General features: G+C 56.3%; 13 protein-coding genes and 1 tRNA gene. 7 read left to right on the top strand and 7 right to left on the bottom strand.

What is annotated here, in order from left to right; all coding sequences use genetic code 11:
• Nucleotides 1–62 precede the first annotated feature (62 nt).
• The 4 genes from ACR0BK_RS19060 to ACR0BK_RS19075 form a co-directional block, all read right to left on the bottom strand.
• Nucleotides 63–1382, bottom strand: a complete 1320-nt coding sequence (locus tag ACR0BK_RS19060) for a DUF3631 domain-containing protein (RefSeq protein WP_480555920.1) — start codon at nt 1380–1382, stop codon at nt 63–65.
• Nucleotides 1379–2266 carry a DUF7146 domain-containing protein gene (locus ACR0BK_RS19065; protein WP_480555921.1) on the bottom strand — a complete coding sequence of 296 codons (888 nt, stop codon included), beginning with the start codon at nt 2264–2266 and terminating at the stop codon, nt 1379–1381. The genes ACR0BK_RS19060 and ACR0BK_RS19065 overlap by 4 nt, the downstream gene beginning before the upstream one ends.
• 119 nt (nt 2267–2385) lie before the next feature.
• A complete protein-coding gene (locus ACR0BK_RS19070) occupies nt 2386–2580 on the bottom strand; it encodes a helix-turn-helix transcriptional regulator (protein ID WP_271950316.1) in 195 nt (64 codons plus the stop codon).
• Nucleotides 2581–2998: 418 nt separating this feature from the next.
• Complete coding sequence (locus ACR0BK_RS19075) at nt 2999–4225, bottom strand: tyrosine-type recombinase/integrase (RefSeq protein WP_480555922.1); 1227 nt, start codon at nt 4223–4225, stop codon at nt 2999–3001.
• Nucleotides 4226–4968: 743 nt separating this feature from the next.
• Between ACR0BK_RS19075 and ACR0BK_RS19080 the strand changes: the two genes are divergently transcribed.
• Nucleotides 4969–5054, top strand: a tRNA-Leu gene (locus tag ACR0BK_RS19080).
• 106 nt (nt 5055–5160) lie between these two features.
• Here ACR0BK_RS19080 and ACR0BK_RS19085 read toward each other — a convergent pair.
• Nucleotides 5161–5658 carry a hypothetical protein gene (locus ACR0BK_RS19085; protein ID WP_480473566.1) on the bottom strand — a complete coding sequence of 166 codons (498 nt, stop codon included), beginning with the start codon at nt 5656–5658 and terminating at the stop codon, nt 5161–5163.
• Nucleotides 5651–6241 (bottom strand): helix-turn-helix transcriptional regulator, encoded by a 591-nt coding sequence (locus ACR0BK_RS19090; RefSeq protein ID WP_480555923.1) that lies wholly within the window; start codon nt 6239–6241, stop codon nt 5651–5653. The genes ACR0BK_RS19085 and ACR0BK_RS19090 overlap by 8 nt, the downstream gene beginning before the upstream one ends.
• A 768-nt stretch (nt 6242–7009) precedes the next feature.
• On the opposite strand from ACR0BK_RS19090, the gene ACR0BK_RS19095 reads away from it, so the two are divergent.
• The 5 genes from ACR0BK_RS19095 to ACR0BK_RS19115 all read left to right on the top strand — a co-directional run bounded on the left by ACR0BK_RS19095 (nt 7010) and on the right by ACR0BK_RS19115 (nt 15462).
• A complete protein-coding gene (locus ACR0BK_RS19095; protein WP_480555924.1) occupies nt 7010–9316 on the top strand; it encodes a hypothetical protein in 2307 nt (768 codons plus the stop codon).
• A gap of 130 nt (nt 9317–9446) precedes the next feature.
• Nucleotides 9447–11387, top strand: coding sequence for a type I secretion protein (locus ACR0BK_RS19100; protein ID WP_480555925.1), 1941 nt, complete (start codon nt 9447–9449; stop codon nt 11385–11387).
• Nucleotides 11388–11426: 39 nt separating this feature from the next.
• Nucleotides 11427–13649 (top strand): type I secretion system permease/ATPase, encoded by a 2223-nt coding sequence (locus ACR0BK_RS19105; protein WP_480555926.1) that lies wholly within the window; start codon nt 11427–11429, stop codon nt 13647–13649.
• A 2-nt stretch (nt 13650–13651) separates the two neighbouring features.
• The gene (locus tag ACR0BK_RS19110; protein ID WP_480473560.1) at nt 13652–15004 is read left to right on the top strand and encodes an HlyD family type I secretion periplasmic adaptor subunit; all 1353 of its coding nucleotides are present in this window, start codon (nt 13652–13654) and stop codon (nt 15002–15004) included.
• Between the two features lie 272 nt (nt 15005–15276).
• Nucleotides 15277–15462 (top strand): hypothetical protein, encoded by a 186-nt coding sequence (locus ACR0BK_RS19115; protein ID WP_480555927.1) that lies wholly within the window; start codon nt 15277–15279, stop codon nt 15460–15462.
• Here the strand turns inward: ACR0BK_RS19115 and ACR0BK_RS19120 are convergent, their stop codons facing one another.
• Nucleotides 15463–16221 carry an alpha/beta fold hydrolase gene (locus ACR0BK_RS19120; protein WP_480521166.1) on the bottom strand — a complete coding sequence of 253 codons (759 nt, stop codon included), beginning with the start codon at nt 16219–16221 and terminating at the stop codon, nt 15463–15465.
• A 91-nt stretch (nt 16222–16312) separates the two neighbouring features.
• Here ACR0BK_RS19120 and ACR0BK_RS19125 point away from each other — a divergent pair, with 91 nt between their 5' ends.
• Entirely contained in the window at nt 16313–16687 is a 375-nt protein-coding gene (locus ACR0BK_RS19125; protein ID WP_480521168.1) for a hypothetical protein, read from the top strand.
• Nucleotides 16688–16911 lie beyond the last annotated feature (224 nt).

Below are 16911 nucleotides of genomic sequence, written 5' to 3' on the forward strand. Positions count from 1 at the left end.
GAAGTGATGACGCTTGCAAGTGTCACCCGCTCGTAAGTGTCTCCCGTTTCGTCACCAAAACTTTATGGGTTTTCAATAACTTGATTGTTGGTGACGCTTAGTGACGCTAGTAAGGGGGTGTCAGAGAGATACCTATCAAATGCGTCCCTGAAATCAGCAATTTCATAGTACCGATAGGCCTTGGTGCGGCCCGGTGTAATGCCATATGGCTTCAGCAGCTTTGCGACCCCACGCACAGTAATAGGTTGTCCGTGCCGCCACTCAGCCCACGGGCTTTCTTCCAGCTTGCACAACTCGTCAACTACGTCGGAACTGGGGATATGCCCGCCACGCCGCGTTTCCAGAATTTGGGCAATATCGCGCAGCAACAGTACACCTGCGCTTTTGGGATCCTCGTCACACCGCGCGACCATCGCCACCAACGCGGTACGAAGCCTTTCCGGCCATTCACCACCAATCAAGTCAGCAATCGCTATCATCGCTCGCGCGTTGTCCTGCGCTCGGTCGTGCAGAGCTTCGGGCACTTCGGGGTCCAAACCGCGCAACATATCCGCATTGTCTTTAGCCCAGCGGGCGGCCTTACGGCACAGCGGAACAAATTGCTGAATGCGGTCGCCGCGAAAGCGCTCAACTACTTCCCCCGGCTGCTTTCTGCGGAGTCTGACAACAAGCGCCCGATCTTCCAAGGTGTCCGGCAGGTTGCCAATCATGGCGATGCATTTGGGAGCCCATGCGCAGAAGGCGCGCGGCTCGTGGTCATCTCCGACAGTCCGCAATACCTTCGCTGTCAACCTGTTGTGCCCGCCGTTGAGAATCCCGCGCAATTCGTCCTTGTCGGACAGGAACGTGTCAGCCTCATCAATCAGCACTGTGGGTTGATAGGCGTCCATGACCCTGAATACGACTGCGGCGCTTGTGTTGACTGTATGAATCGGCTTCGGAACCATCACAGACACCACATTGAGCGCGGTGCTTTTTCCGCAACGCTTTTCCGGGCTGGTGAAAGCCAGGATAGGTGAGATATCTGCAGCGCAATGAGCGTGGGCGTGTAGAATCCAGAACGCCATGACCACATCCGAGTGTTCCGGCAACACACAGAATCGATGAATTGTGCCCAGCACCTCATCAATCAGTTCTGCGCCGGATACTGGGGTCTCCCATGGCTCAACCTCATCAACTATGGAATTGGTTTTGAGTTCGTCTCTGGGCCGCTTGTCCGCGACCAGTTTATCAAGCACAGATACACGAATGCCCAGCTCGTAGGCCTTAGCCTCTCGGCACCGCTCGTAATCCATGACCGGCAACGTCGCCAAATCCAAGATAGTCACATCATCGTTGTTAGGGGTAAATGGCACAATTGCCTGTTCCGCTACTGTAGTCATTTCACTGCTCCTTCTTTCAGGACGTCATTCCAATCCTGCCCATCTGGTGCGGGCATCAATGACACTTCCCAGCCGAGGGCATGTGCCCGAGAAGCAAGCTTGTCGCCTGCCTCACGTCCCGCCTGATCACCGTCTGTTGCGATAGTCAGTTTCCCCGGTTGGTCTGGCAGGCGAAGGGCTTTTATTCCCGTCGCGCTGAGTGCAGCCCAAACCGTAGCTGGGCCACTAAGAAGACCTGACAAGAGGCTCAAGCCAGTCTCTATGCCTTCGCACACCACAAGCGGTTCCTCCGCCTCTGATAAGACCACAGCGCCACCACTGCACGGCCCTAGCATCAACTTCGGGCTTTTGCTTACCCTCGCGCCTTTCTTGTCGAAGAATGTACGGTGAATGGCCCCCGTAGTGACGTTGGCAATCATAGCCATATACCAAGACGTAGTCGGGCTATGAAACAAATCTGGCGCAAACCGTAGCGACGGCGGCATGGGACAGGTAATACCCCGATCACGCAGGTACGCTTCAGCCTTAGTGCCTTTTATCGGGCGAGCCGCTTCCCAAATTCCTCGGGCCTGTTGAAGCTTGTTGAAATCGTACGCTTTGCGTTTTTCCTCAGCCTGAGTCCGCGCTGTGTGATCGACACAAGTGTCGCTTGGCGGTACATCGGCTGCGGTTGCAATATCCTTGAAGCGGCAACCGCTCTTGAAGCAGTACAACAGTAGCTTGCCTCCTGATTCCGAGATCGAAAGAGCTTGTTGATCGCGGCGCCCTTCAGGCTGGCAAATGGGGCAGGGTGCTGAACCCCTGCCGGCGCGCCAGACACCCCCGAGGCGGAATGTCAGGGTTTCTCCACAAATGCGTGAATTGGATTGTATTTCGATAGTCATTTGCTCTGACCTCACCTTGCGCTGAGGGGCCGAACACATTAGATTTCGAGTGTAGTTTTCTACACCTCTCAACGAAATCACCCGTGTCCAATGTCATCCCCATTGGCGCGGGTTTCGTTTTAGTTGCTCTGGCTTTCGCCCAAGATCCAGGCATCAATTTGATGCGTGTCCACAAACGCAGCGCGACCCAGGGTGTGCTTTGTAATCGCGCCTGCATTGGCCGCACGATCGAAGGTGGACCGGCTCAACGAATACCGTTCAATAGCGTCCTTGAGTCGGATCAGGTTCTTAGGGTTGGTGATTTGGTCTGCCATGTAATGACCTCATGATGGGCAGACGACCAGGAAAGAGCTTCACACAGTGTCGGAAAACGCTTTGGAACACATCCAATTGCAACGGCGCAATGGGTGTTGCATTTTGCAACAATTCTGTTGATATAGCGAGAGGAAGAAAAAAAGCAGGTGCCCGCTTTTGCCAGCGATACCTTGTTTCTTCCAACCACATACTATTCCGGGCCTTCTGCTAGTTGGTTTCGGTTTAAGCAGCGAGGGCGCTTGTCTAGCCAAAGTCAGAGCGCCCTTGCTGTGTTTTTGCGTTCTCCCGAAGGATACTGACGCAAGCACGTTATCCCTTTGTTGTGTACAGCTCAATATGTTGATTGCGCGAAGTTACGTTCTTGTAATTTAGTATATTTTTGAGAGTAGCCGATGAGTGCACTGCACCAATCCGCCCTCATTTCACACCCCTCAAATTGAAAATGACATCAGCATTCTTGCCAGTCACATGCGCTGCCCAGCGTTCTGCCAATAAAAGTCTTTGGTCAAAATAGTCGGACCTTTGGTAGGCGCGTGAGACGGCTGACCCAACCTTGTGCCCGATCGCAGTTTCCTTAATTTCATAGTCTGTACTGGTCGCTTCGTCGGCCCAGGTCCTGAAGCTGGCACGGAACCCGTGTGGGCGCGCTTCCAATTCCAACCGCTCCATATGGCGGGACATACTGGCGTCGCTGATTACGCCTTTACGGACGCCGGGGAATAAATATCCATCGCGGGCGGCTTCCCGTGCTTTATCAACGATCCGAAGTGCCTCATTGGATAACGGCACCCGAAAGTCATCGGTCTTGCCCCGCGGGCCTTTGACCATTTCTGCAGGGATCGTCCAGACATTGTTGTCAATCTGGTTCGTCTTTGCGAATCTTATCGGTCGAGATCGCAACCCCGTCAGGATCAAAAGCTGTAAGGCAAGTTGAACCGTGCCACCGCCGTCGAGGCTCTGATAGAACGCTGGAACGTCCCGCCAGTTCATCGATGGTATATTCTTCGCCTTATGTACTTGCTTGCCTAGAAGTTCACGGGCGTCTTCGATGGCGTGGCGGTCAACCTCGTATTTCTTGGCGCTCGCGTAGCTCAGACAGGCTTTCAGGCGCGTCAGAGCTTTCCGGGCGACATCCGTCTTGGTGTGCCATATCGGGCGGAGGGCGTCGGCGATAGCGGTGCCGGTGACATCCTCAACTGGCTTTTCACCCAAGGTGGGCAGGATGTGTGTTTTGATTGGGCTGTACCAACGCCCAGCTTTCCCATCGTCTTTCAACTGCGCTTTGCGGGCTTCGAAGGCTAAAGGCGCAATATTCTTCAACAGTCTCTTTTCGCGGGCCATGGGATCGTTGGCAATCTGGTTGGCGACGGCCTCCGCTTTTTCTGCATTGCGAACTTCAATAGGGTTGCCGCCACGCTTGACGATCCCCCGGTAGGCGTCAGCCATTTCACGAGCCTGTGCCAATGTCACGCCGGGATAACCGCCCAAACCCATCTCTTTGCGCTTACCCGAGTAGGTGAAGCGAAACACCCATTGGTCCCCTGTGTTAAGTCGATAGAGGTACAGCCCCCCGCCATCACTGTGTTTGCCTGATCCGGCACTGCGGACCTTCGCCGCGCTCAATTTGTAGAGTGATCCGGCCATATACCCTCACAGCATCTCTTATCCCCCGTTTTATCCCCTCTTTTTTATGCGGTTTCAAGAGGTACTCTGAGGCATAGTGATCGTTGAACCGGTTAACTACGTTGTTTTTATTTCTAAAAAAATTCCACTAGAGGAATCCTGACGCATGGTGGTGAATGTGTTCAGTGCCGTGTGGGGGCACCACCAAATCATTGAAATTTAACACGTCCCGATCTGACACTGAGGCTTTACCTGCCTCCGTCCGAGTTGGGCGGAACCGTCCTTTACCGTTGTTCCCCGGAGTAGCCATGTATATGGGCATCTCAATCGGGAAATAGGGGAACTCAGGTCTAACTCGCTGGACAGTAACAAAAAACAAGCCCGAAACAGGGTTGGGACATGAAAGTGGCTCTGGTACAGAAATGAGAGACTCAGGTTTTGGGTAATCAGATTCATACAATATGGTAATGTCGGGAGCTATGTACGCTTGCGCCGCGACAAATTTTGTTCCCCGATAGAACGGGAAAAGGATTGGTATTGAAAACACGTTCCCCGGAAGGGGCACCGTCAGTCGATCCGATGCATCGGACCTGGGGATGTGTCGGACCACGCCAAAGCCTGAGGATGTGATCGGGGTGCCGTTGCGCGCAGGTGACTTCCTTCGGGGCTGCCCGCTAATTTTCCTGATCTGGCAGGTCAAAGCACATTGTTATCATCTCGTTGTGCTTGTAAGGACGTTGCACTGTCCGAAAGGGCCGCGCCATGCGGGCGTGATGGAATGGTAGACATATCAGACTTAAAATCTGAAGGGCGTATGCCCGTGTGGGTTCGAGTCCCACCGCCCGCACCAGGCACTTTCGAAAGGAACATTCCGCTGCCCGGGTTGCGCGCCTTCGGGACCGAAAATGCTGTGAAGCGCAGCCTACGTCGTCATGGCGTCATATTCATGACCAGGACTATACCGGATACCCCAATTCCCGGATCAGCCTCCAGATGTCCTTGTTCGCGGCTGACAACTGATTGACGACTGTCTCGATTTCGCGAAGCGCATCATCATCTACCGTGTCCGAGCGCCCCAGTCTGATATCGGTCTTACGGTCAGAAATCCGCATCAGAATTGTTTTCGGGTTTCCGCTTTCCTGATCGAATGAATAGATGCAGTGGTTATACTTGTTTCGAATGCCTGAAAGCTTGCTGAGCCGTTGCGTGCGTTCGAGGATCGGGTCACGAACCTGCGCGGGTCTTCCCTCCATCTTGGCAAGCCGTTCGACCAGATCAATACGCGCGCGGGTTGTGTTCAGGGTCAGGAAAATAATGACGGCCACGTCTTTCGACGTTCCGGAAAGGCCCGCGATCAGGTGGATCAGCAGGCTTTCGGTGTTGGTCCACATATAGTTCAGCCTGCCAACCAGAAGGATCAGGCGATCGAACCGGGCTTCGAACGTGTCAGTCAAGGGCGGATTGCTGCGCCTCGTGCGGCGCAACCTCGTAATAGAAATGCGCGGCAGCGGTGCGGTTGCTGACACCGATCTTACCAACCACGTTGTGCATATGCAACTTGACCGTATGTTCCGTAATTCCCAGCTTGGCCGCAATCAACTTGTTGCTTTTGCCTTGCGAGACAAGTTGCAGGACCTGCTTTTCGCGACGCGTCAGCTTCAGGTACCGCGACTGCTGGTCGACACCATTGGGGGCACTTGTCACTGGTCGGTTCGGGACGTCCCGAGTGTGCTGGCCTGGAAAGGCGACGCAATCGGCAAGGAAACTGGGCAGGTACAATTCTTCATGCATCAGCAGCCTGAGGATGGCACGCCAAGCATCGGGCGCCACATTCATCGGCAGAAATCCAACTTCGCCGAACTGCGCGCGATCCCAGGATTCAAACATATGCCGGGCTGATTCTTCTTTGCGATAGGCAAAGGCAAGACAGCCGGATCCGGTACTTTTGGTATAGGCCATTGGGCGCGCCAGCAGGTCTTCTAGCATCATCTGATCAACAACAACGATCTTGCTGCAACCGGGCGCTTGGCTGCTCATGGCTTCGAGGGTTTCAAACCGCCGGGCGCGAACTCCGAATTCAGTTTGAACGCTTCTTAGGGTCTGATTGGAGTAGAATAATTCTTTTCCAATAAAGACAACCGAAAAATCTTCTGAATAAAGATCCTGATTGGCAGTTTCATCTATCAATGACGCACTCATCACATTCCCTCGCAAACAGGGTCAACCAAAAATTGCTTATTTGAATTCTGGTGGTCTGAAATAGTTAACTAATCAAATAGGTAATTAAATTTTATTATACTCGAAAGCATGGTTTTCCACAACCGGGAGGAGTGTTTCCATAGCCCGTACCATAGAACTTTCGGTTAGGTTTCCGCTTGGATTTTTGTGCAACCAGCGGAAACAATTGAATTATTTTGTTGCGACTTTTTATGGGTAGGTCATGCGGGGCAGGTGTACGCAGATTTAGGCGCGTTCTAAAAGAAAGTAATAAAAACAATGGTGTAACTACCTCAATACTTTCGACTAGCTAGGCGTGGGCGTGCGTCGCTGCGAACATGGCTGGGCTTCAATTGTCGAAGCGCCTGTCCCTGTCGCGCCGGTCATTGCGTATTTTAGCAAGCTTCATGAACCGCCGCGCTTTCGGCTTAGCCGGGAAAGGAGGTGGCCATTTAGAAACTTCCACTGACCGTATTCAGCGCGTTTTTGCGCTGCGCGGGTATTTTTGTTTCAACCTCGCCTGATGCCGCTTTTTAGATGAATGGCGGTCTGGCGTTCCAGAAATAGGAATTTGTCATGAGACGTAATGTGAATAATACAAACGTAACGACCGTCGACGAAATTAATGTCGAGAACCTGGAAGCTCCGGTTAATGTCGAAATCCCGATTGATGAGGCGTTTGTCGAAGCTGACCTGACTGCACAACAGCAGCAGCAGGACCAGACTGTCGAAAACTCCAACGATCAGGGTCAGGACCAAAATCAAGGCCAGGATCAGGGTCAGGAACAAGGCCAGGACCAAGGTCAAGATCAGGGCCAGGATCAGGATCAAGGTCAGGATCAGGACCAGACGCTCAATGCCGGAGATAACACCAACGACAATTCGAACAGCAATGCGATCAATATCGACTTTGGTGGCGGAGAGTGGATTCCGCGCGATGACGATCAGGTTGATCTGGACTTCGGAGATAACGCGTCGGTTGGCGACGTAATAACTGCAGGCCGTGATCTGAACTATGATCCTGGCGATGACATGAATGTCGATATCTCAATGGATGGTGCGGGAACCGCGATGGCGGCCGTCAACAGTCAGGTGGCCAGCCTGAGCGATGACGACACGCTGGAATCGGCGTCAGTTTCGAACAATTCCGGTTTCTATCAGAATGGTAGCGCCTATGGCGGTACCGCCAACGCTGAAGAAGGTATCGGCGTCAAGTCCAACGGTGGAGATTCGGGCGACGGTGGTACCAGCTATGGTGGTTCGGCAGACTCGACCACGCTGGGCAGCCATGCGTTTGGTGCCGGTGGCGATACCGGCAGCGCCGACGCGGATTCGAGTGGCGGCGCAGGCGGTGATACCGGTGACGCAAATAACGCCAGCATTGGTGTCGGCCTGTCCGGCGCAGGGGCTGACGGTGACAGCACTGGCGGCGACGGCGGCGACGCTGACAGTTCGGCTTCTGCTGACAACGACGGCAGCTCAAGCGTTGACGGTGACGGAACCGGTGGTAACGGCGGAAGCGCAGATTCGTTTGGTCTGGGACTGGGCCTTGGTCTGTCTGGCTCGAATGCCTCGGGTAGCGCCGATGGCGGCGACAGCGATTCCGACTCGAGCGGCACAGGCTTTGGTCTGGCCGGCAATGACGTAGACGCCGAAGGATCAGACGGCGGTGACGGCAGCGCTTCGACGGACGGTTCGTCGTCGAATTCCAGTGACAGCACTACCGAAGCCAATGATGCGACCGCGGGCAGCAACGCTGCAGAGGGCAGCGCTGACAGTGGCGCGGACAGCTCGGCCGACGGCACTGGCGGACCTGGTACCGGCGGTGAAGGCACGGGCGGCGAAGGAACCGGTGGTGAAGGATCCGGTGGCGACGGCACGGGCGGTGACGGAACCGGCGGTGACGGCGAAGGCGGATTTGCTGCGATGGTCGAAGCTGCAATCATGGCCCTGCAGGAAGAGCTTGGCATGATTGATGCCGAAGCGGGCGAAGGTGGTGACGGAACTGGCGGTGACGGAACCGGTGGCGACGGTTCGGGCGGCTATGGCTCTGGTGGCGATGGCTCAGGCGGTGACGGTTCGGGCGGCGATGGTTCCGGTGGAACCGCTGACGCGGATTCGGATGCGCAGGGTGTTGGCGACCAGTCCGCAAGCGGCCCCGACATCAACCAAAGCCCAGGTGACGTGAACGGTGCGTCCAGCAATTCGCAGAACACGGATGGCAGCGGTGGTAATGGCGGATCCAATTCGGCCAACGGCACAGCGGACGCAGCGGGTTCTGGTACGTCTGCAGCAGACGGTGACGGCGGAGCAGGCGGCACAACGACGCCCACATCCACGTCTTCGGGCAACGGTGCCGGATCTGCCGATGCAGCCAATACCGCCGGTGATGGCGGAGCGGCGGATGTATTCGGTGATGCCGATACAAACGGAGCCGCCGACAGCCTTGCTGAAGCAATCGCCGGATACGGTGGTTCGGGCATGTCCGATAACGATGCCACATCGACCGGGTCGGGCGATGCGACCGGTGCGGCCAGCTCGGGTGCCGGTGGTGCCGGCGGCGCGTCCGCCGCAAATGGCGGAGCCAGCGGATACTCGACCGGTACAGCCATGTCCGGTGACACCATGGGTGGAACCATCACGGGCGGCAGCGCGGCCGGTGCCTATTCAGGTGACGGTGGCGCAGGTGGCAACGGTGGCAGCTGGGGCTCGAACAACGGTGGCGATGGCATCGTGAGCGGTGAGTCCTATGCCTCGGCAGCGGCTGTTGTCGACACCTCGGCCTTTAACCAGTCGATCGTCATGGGGGCCAACGTGCTTGGCAACTCGGTCGATACGACCATGGTCGGTGGCTCGATGACCTCGTCCTACGCAAGCGACGACAACGACGCATAAGTCATAAGGCGAGGCCCGCATTATCGGGCCTCGCTATTTTCGAAATTGCCGGGGCCGCGTGCAGTGGCCCCGGCCCAACTGAACCCAAAGCGGAAATTCTGGCCGGTGTGGGTAAAAAAGGATGACCGACATGGCCCTTGACGCAATTACGGAAACGATAGCGCATTTTGTTGGAACATTTGAACTTACGATCGAACAGGCCCGGCTGCGGGACCAGTATGACGAATTCACCGCCCTGAGGCGAAAAGCCGAAATTGACGGGCTGGACGATCCTGCCGCAATCCACATCAGGGCCGATCTTGATATCCCTGTGGGCGAATACAAACTCCTCCCATACAATTTTGCCCCACCTCAACCTAACCTGCCGCTACCAGACGCGCCGAAGGGGCCTGTACATGAATCGGTGATTATCCTTGGTGGAGATGGGCCGGTTTCCGAGCGTTTTGTCCCGGACGACACGATTGGACCGTCATCCGCTCCTACACTTGTCATTCTGCAGCCGGAAAACGTGCCGTTGGGGTCGGCGGTAAGTTACACCATGCAAAAGGTTTTCCTGCGTGACAACGATACGGTGGGCGAGGGTGAATTTCGCGACACGGATGCTCTGATCGCGAAAGGTGAGCAGATGCTGGACATGGCGTTGTCACTTCATGCCGTAGCAAGCCCGTCATTTTCACTCGCGGATTACCAGTCAATCGAGATGGTCGAGGCACTGGCCGAACAGATGTTGAACCCGATGAACGGGGATGTGGATGGCGTCACCGTGTATCAGTTCCATGGCGATGATGCCTTGGGTGTGATCGTCAATGGCGAGCACATGGCCGAAGCACCTGAATGGACCGACCTGCTGCCCGCTTTCCATCAGCCGGATGAGGCGACTGGCGATGAAGCGGAAACGCCGTGGCCTGCCGAATGGGATCAGTCCAAGGATCCCGATTTTGACGACGGGCATCTGGTGGTGACCGGTGGCAATCTGGCGATCAATGCAGTGTCTGCGACAATTGGTTGGGTGGATGCTCCGTACATTGTTGTAGGCGGACAGGCCATCAATCTGACGGTCATCAGTCAGGTCGCGCTTGTTTCCGACTGGGACGTGGGTGCCATGAATGCCGGAAGCGGTACCAACCTGGTTCAGTCTTCGGTGATCGAAGTCGAAGGCAAAGAGGCCGCCTGGCTGGACGATGCCGACGGAGCAGGCGGCCAGCCCGCATATGTTGTTGTGGACTGGGTTCACGGCGATCTGGTGGTCGCGAATTTCATCAGCCAGAGTATTGATGCCACCGATATCGATCACATTCAGACCGAAATTTCAGCCACATCCACGCTTTACGTGCTGGGCGACAACGAAATGTACAATGTCGCCGACATTGTGCAGTTGGGCAGCTATTACGATCTCATCATGATCGGCGGAAACATGATTTCAGTCGATGTGCTGATTCAGTCCATGGCCCTTATGGATGACGATATCATCAGCGGTGGAGTGCCCGCGTCGATAATGGACGGTGATGAAAACCTGCTCATGAACGACGCGTCGGTCAAAACGATCGGCAAGGACATTCACCAGGATATGCAACAGAATATGGCGGACGCGCTGGCCATACAGGAAATGGACATGGAGGCGTTGGAAGACGCGCTTCTGAATGATCCGATGTTCGCCGGGATGGAACAGTTGCGCGTCCTCAAGATCGACGGCGATCTTATGCAGGTGAACATCGTCAACCAGGTCACGATGATGCTGGATCAGGATGACATTGACCTGTCGGGCCCGAATGCTGCCGGGGCCGAAGTTGTCGCGGGCAGCAATGCCATGCTGAACACTGCCCATCTGACCAAGATGGGTGTGGACTCGACAGTCATGGCAGCTGACGGGTCGTACTCCGATCTGTTGCTGCATCAGGCCAGCCTGATCGACATGCCGGACAACGACGAGATTACCGCGATGACCAATGAGGCAATTGCCGCCATCATGGGTGACATGACCGTCGCGCAACCGGATGCGGCCCTGGCACTGAATACCCCAGCTGTTGATGCAACTACACCTGACGACGGCCTGCAAACCATGCTGGCCTGATCCCCCCAAGATTTTACCGAGTGACCAAAAGGTTTCTACATGTCGTTTGTTTTTTCGTCGTACCGCCATCCTTTATCCAGCCCGCTGGACAGGCAAGGCGGGTTGGGTCTGAAGCGTCAGGATCCCGAACCAGGGGCAGATCCTGCAAAACGGGCCACAGGTGCCAAAACCCGACTGCATCTGACGCAGGAGTTCCGAGTGCCTGAACCAGATCAAAACCGGCCGGTTGAAAACGATGTGTTGAAACAGGCCAAAGACCAGAAACACTCATGTGAACTACCGCGCGCTGAACCTCCCCATCGGCGTGCGGCGCCGCAGCCCGTGCAAGACAAGGACATTGCGGGCGGTGGTGACGGGGTGGCTGATGCTGACGGCCCGGATCATGCAACCGCAGACGAAACAACAGCGCGCAAGACCCCCTCTGCGCGCGCGTCCGGCGCGGATCACATGGGCGCGACGATCGAGGCCAAGGCAAACCAGCCACTGTTGCGGACAAAAGCCGGCGGCGGTGACGGGAACGGGCCACCCCAAACCTTTCACAAGCGCACCCCGCCCGAGGATTTCCAGCGCACATTGCGGGATTCGATCCGGGCGATCCGGCGTAACCTGGCATTTGTTCTGGTGCTGACCTGCGCCACCAATATTCTGATCCTGTCGATCCCGATCTACCTGTTTCAGATCAGTGACAGGGTTCTGACCAGCCGATCCTTGGATACGCTGATCATGTTGACGGCGATCGTCGCCGGGGCCGTGATTTTTCAGTCTGCTTTTGATGCGGTGCGGCGGTTTACGCTGATGCGAACCGGCGTCGAGGTTGCCGTTCGTTTGGGTGCACCGGTGCTTAGTGCTGCTGCGCACGCGTCGTTGCATGGAAACGGGCGCGAATATCAGACGCTCGGCGATTTGCAGCAGCTGCGCGGTTTTCTGGTCTCGGGCACTTTGATTTCGTTTCTGGACGTGCCATTTGCCCCGCTTTTTATTCTGATGATCTTTCTCGTGCACCCGCAACTGGGCATGATCGTCGTGGTGACGGCGCTGATCCTGATGACGATTGCGCTGGTCAACCAGAAAATGACAGCCAAACCCTTTGCCGAGGCAAACAGGGCGCAATCCATGGCAAACCTGCATCTGGATTCCATGTCGCGCAACAGCCAGATTATCAACGCCTTGGCCATGATCCCCGAAGCAGTGCGGATCTGGGGGCGGGACACCGCCCAATCCCTAACCTGGCAGGTACGCGCGCAGGATCGAAACGTGATCTTCGCGGCGATTTCACGCGCAGTTCGCCTGCTGACACAGATTGGCATTCTCGGATGGGGCGCATTTCTGGCACTGCAGGGAGAGATTACCGGCGGCATGGTGATTGCGGCCTCGATCATTGCCGGGCGCGCCTTTGCGCCCATCGAAGGTTCGATTGAAGGGTGGAACAGTTACCTTCTGACGCGCGCGGCCTATAGGCGGATCAAGGCGCTGCTGTCAACCTCGGCTCTGCAACACGAGAAATTGCGCCTGCCGCGACCCGAAGGCCGGTTGGATGTAGAGCGGTTGCTTTATGTCCCCGGCGGAACCAAACGTGTGGTTCTGAACGGGATTACTTTCTCACTCACCCCCGGCGAAACACTGGCGATTATCGGCAATTCCGGTGCGGGCAAAACCACCTTGGGCAAAACCCTTGTCGGGTCCGTTCTGCCCACGTCGGGAAGTGTGCGGCTGGACCTGATGGATATCCGCAACTGGGACCCACGCCAGTTTGGCGAAAGCATTGGTTATCTGCCACAGGATGTGCAGTTGTTCCCTGGAACCATCAAGGACAATATCGGCCGGATGCGGGCCGACGCCACGGACGAACAGATCCACGATGCCGCTGTTCTGGCTGATGTACACAACATGATCGCAACCCTGCCGCAGGGGTATGAGACCGTGGTGGCCGCTGATGGATCGCCTTTATCGGGCGGACAGAAACAACGCATTGCGCTGGCGCGGGCGTTTTTTGGAAACCCGCGAATGGTGGTATTGGACGAGCCGAACTCGAACCTTGACGTCGCCGGGGACAAAGCCTTGGGGCGCGCCATTGAACAGGCGCGTGAAAGCAAGATCACCGTGGTCGTCATTACGCAGAAACCGACGCTGCTGAACGTGGTCGACAAGATCATGTTGCTGACCGATGGGCGCGTCGCATTGTTTGGGCAGCGGGAGCAGGTTCTTCAGCAGATCAACGGGCCGCGCAAACGGACTGGAATTGAAGGGCAACAGGGGGGCTGACCATGAATGACCTCGTACCCGTAAGGCACTCTGCCGGTGAACCAGACGTCTGGTATGCGGAAGTTCCGCGCTCGATCAACCGTTTTATTGTCATCGGTACTATTATGCTGGTCGTCTGTTTCGGCGGTTTTGGCGTATGGTCTTTCAGCGCCCCGCTGGCGGCGGCGGTCATTGCGCAGGGCAGTTTTGTCGCCACTGGACGCAACAAGATCGTCCAGCACCTTGAGGGCGGGATCATCGAAGACATCAAGGTTGTTGAGGGGCAATCGGTTCAGGCAGGTCAGGTGCTGATGACGCTGGATCAGACCTCGGCCCAGGCCAATGAGCGCGAGCTGTTCATCCGCAAACTGCGCTTGCAGGCGATGACCGAGCGGTTGCTGGCGGAATATGGGGAACGGGATCGTCTGGTCTTTACACCAGATCTGGTCGAGGCCTCCAAAGACGTGGAAGTCATGGCCATTCTCGACGGTCAAATGCTCAGCTTTGATGTGTCGCGCAAGACCTTGCTGAATGATGTGGCGCTATTGGAACGCAACATGGAAGCGTTGAAGATTCGGGCAAGTGGCTTTGAGGCTCAATTGGACAGCATGGCCACACGTGCCGAAATCTTGCAGGAGGAATACGAGTCCAAGAACCAGCTTTTCCAGAAAGGGCTGGTTCGAAAGGGCGAATTGAACACGATCCGGCGTGTGCAGGCCGAAGCCGAGGGACAGCAGGCCCGGTTGCGGGCGGAGGCCGCTGAAATCAATCAGATGCTTTTAAAGTACCAGGAACAGATTACACGCACCCGATCCGCCTATCGCGAGGCAGCACTGGATGAATTGGGCGTGGTCGAGGCCGATCTGGAAAGCGTGCGCGAAAAATCCCGTCAGGCCCGCAATGTTCTGGACCGGGCCGTGGTGCGGGCCCCTGTGACCGGGACAGTGGTTCGCCTGCATTATCATACGCCAGGTGGCGTAATCGAAACGGGCGAACCCATTGCCGAAATCCTGCCTGCCGACGCGCCGTTGATTATTGAGGCGCAAATCCCGCGCACCGAGATTGACAGTGTGGTAACCGGGCAGACCGCCTCTGTCCGCCTGATCGCGCTCAATCAGCGCACAACGCCGGTTCTGTACGGAGAAGTTTTTTATGTTTCAGCCGACGCGCTGCTTGAAGAGGCAGCTGGCGTTCCAAAAGAGGTGTATCTGGCGCGCATCTCACTTACCCCGGACGAACTACATCGGGTGAGCGGCTTTGTTCCGACCCCCGGCATGCCTGCGGAAATTATGATCCAAACCGAAGAACGAACTTTTGCAGCTTATATCGCCAAACCTGTGTCGGACAGCATGTCGCGCGCGTTTCGCGAGCAATAACCTAGGTGCCTAAGGCCGTTGGTTCACCTACCTCAAGTCGCGTGCTAATCCTTCTGGGAAAAGCGTGAATGGGAGCGTGTGTGCCTTTGACGGCGCAAGACTTGGGTTTTCACGCGCTCCACATCCTTGGCGGGCTGGCGGATCGGGTCAGCGGTGGTTACGAAATCACAGGTTCATGAAGCGCCAGATATCCGCATCTGATGCAAATCAATGCAAAACACATTTTAATCGAGACATGTTTGGCCGGAAGTCACCATAAGGAACACCCGACCATGTTTCGCCTTGCCGCCATGCTTTATTCACTGATCGCCACTGCCATTTCAGGTTCTGCCGTAATCGCCGTGCTTTCTGCTGGATTGGTCTCTGTCAGCGCAATTGTCGGCGCAGCAGTTGCCGGGGCTGTGATCGCTGCTCCGGTGTCTTGGATTGTGGCCCGGCGGTTGTACAGGGGCGCCTGATCAGGCGTTCAGGAATGTCCGGACTGCCGCTTCGAACTCACGTGGTTTTTCGGCGTGCAGCCAATGCCCGGCTCCGGGTATTTTGGCAAAACGCGCGCCGGAAAACAGAGAGCGGATTGCAGGGCGGTGTTCCGGCAGGACATAATCCGATGCCGCGCCCGACAGAAACAGGGCGGGGCCATCCCATGTGGCGTCCAACTTGGGGAAGCCCATGATCTTTGGCATCTCAGCTGCCAGAACATCCAGATTAAGCAGCCATCGTTTTCCCTTGATATCCAGCGATTGGGTGAAAAAGCTTTGCAACGCTTTCTCAACACCTTGTTCGGCCAGTTGCATCTCCGCGTCCGACCGGCGGGCGATGCGCGAAAAATCAACAGCCCGCATGGCGTCGATGAACTGGATTTGGCTGTGCGAGTATTGAACCGGCGCAATGTCGGCGACCACCAGCTTGTTCACCAACCCATTGTGCCGCAGAGCCAGCGTCATAGCAGCCTTTCCACCCATGGAATGCCCAAGAACATCCGCCACGCCGCCGATCTGTTCTATGACTTCGGCGATATCCTGTGCCAGATGGGGATAATCATGGCTCGGGTCCCACATGCTGTAGGCATGGTTGCGCATGTCCACCGCCACAACCTGCCGTTCGTCTGAAAGCCTTTTGGCAATGACGCCCCAGTTCCGAGCAGATCCGTAAAGGCCGTGTGCTATGACCAGCGGGGGGCGGGCGGTGGGTTCGCCATGTACAATCGTGTTCAGCATAGCTTGCGTGATACAAGCGCCTACAGCGGATCACCAGCCCTATTGTAGGTCTTTGTGGCGCAGGCTAGATTGCTGCGGCAGGAGAGAGCCCATGCCGCAGGACACAGACATTCAGACCCGGATCGCTGAGACAGTGGCGTTGCTGCGTGCCAAGCTTGGCGTGCGTGACAAGACGCTAGAGGCATCCATTCGAAAGGCAAAACGACGTCTGCCGCGCCGGGTGTACCGGCAGGCCATGGTGCTTGCCCGGTCCGAGGCGATGGCATCGCACCCAAAGATGCGGTTGATTCTGGATACCCCAAAGCTCGTCAGGGCGTCGGATGTGGTGCAGGACCATCTGGGAAGCATCAATCTTGCGGATCGCAGGTGGGGCTGGTTCCTTGGATTGCTGGGGGGGCTGGCTTTCAACCTGTTGGCTCTGACAGCGCTGCTGCTTGTCTTTCTGTGGTGGCGCGATTTGATCTGACCTTTAGAAGGCAGCCAAGCTGACGCTTGACCTGATCTTCTTTTGTCGGAGCGGTCGCTCAAACAACAAAAAACGGCGCCTCAAGAGCGCCGTTTTCTTTACTTTTTAAACGTTTACAGGTTCGGGTAGATGGGGAAGCGGTTGCAGAGATCTGCGACCTGGGCGCGGACGCGGGCTTCGACTTCGGAGTTGCCGTCTTCGCCGTTGGCTGCCAGGCCGTCGAC

The sequence above is a fragment of the Ruegeria sp. AF1 genome, assembly GCF_056542125.1.

Coding starts and splice junctions, on each gene's coding strand:
- ACR0BK_RS19110 (WP_480473560.1), top strand. CDS start 13,652: ATGAATGACCTCGTACCCGTAAGGCACTCTGCCGGTGAACCAGACGTC.
- ACR0BK_RS19120 (WP_480521166.1), bottom strand. CDS start 16,221: ATGCTGAACACGATTGTACATGGCGAACCCACCGCCCGCCCCCCGCTG.
- ACR0BK_RS19125 (WP_480521168.1), top strand. CDS start 16,313: ATGCCGCAGGACACAGACATTCAGACCCGGATCGCTGAGACAGTGGCG.
- ACR0BK_RS19070 (WP_271950316.1), bottom strand. CDS start 2,580: ATGGCAGACCAAATCACCAACCCTAAGAACCTGATCCGACTCAAGGAC.
- ACR0BK_RS19090 (WP_480555923.1), bottom strand. CDS start 6,241: ATGAGCAGCCAAGCGCCCGGTTGCAGCAAGATCGTTGTTGTTGATCAG.
- ACR0BK_RS19105 (WP_480555926.1), top strand. CDS start 11,427: ATGTCGTTTGTTTTTTCGTCGTACCGCCATCCTTTATCCAGCCCGCTG.
- ACR0BK_RS19075 (WP_480555922.1), bottom strand. CDS start 4,225: ATGGCCGGATCACTCTACAAATTGAGCGCGGCGAAGGTCCGCAGTGCC.
- ACR0BK_RS19115 (WP_480555927.1), top strand. CDS start 15,277: ATGTTTCGCCTTGCCGCCATGCTTTATTCACTGATCGCCACTGCCATT.
- ACR0BK_RS19065 (WP_480555921.1), bottom strand. CDS start 2,266: ATGACTATCGAAATACAATCCAATTCACGCATTTGTGGAGAAACCCTG.
- ACR0BK_RS19100 (WP_480555925.1), top strand. CDS start 9,447: ATGGCCCTTGACGCAATTACGGAAACGATAGCGCATTTTGTTGGAACA.
- ACR0BK_RS19060 (WP_480555920.1), bottom strand. CDS start 1,382: ATGACTACAGTAGCGGAACAGGCAATTGTGCCATTTACCCCTAACAAC.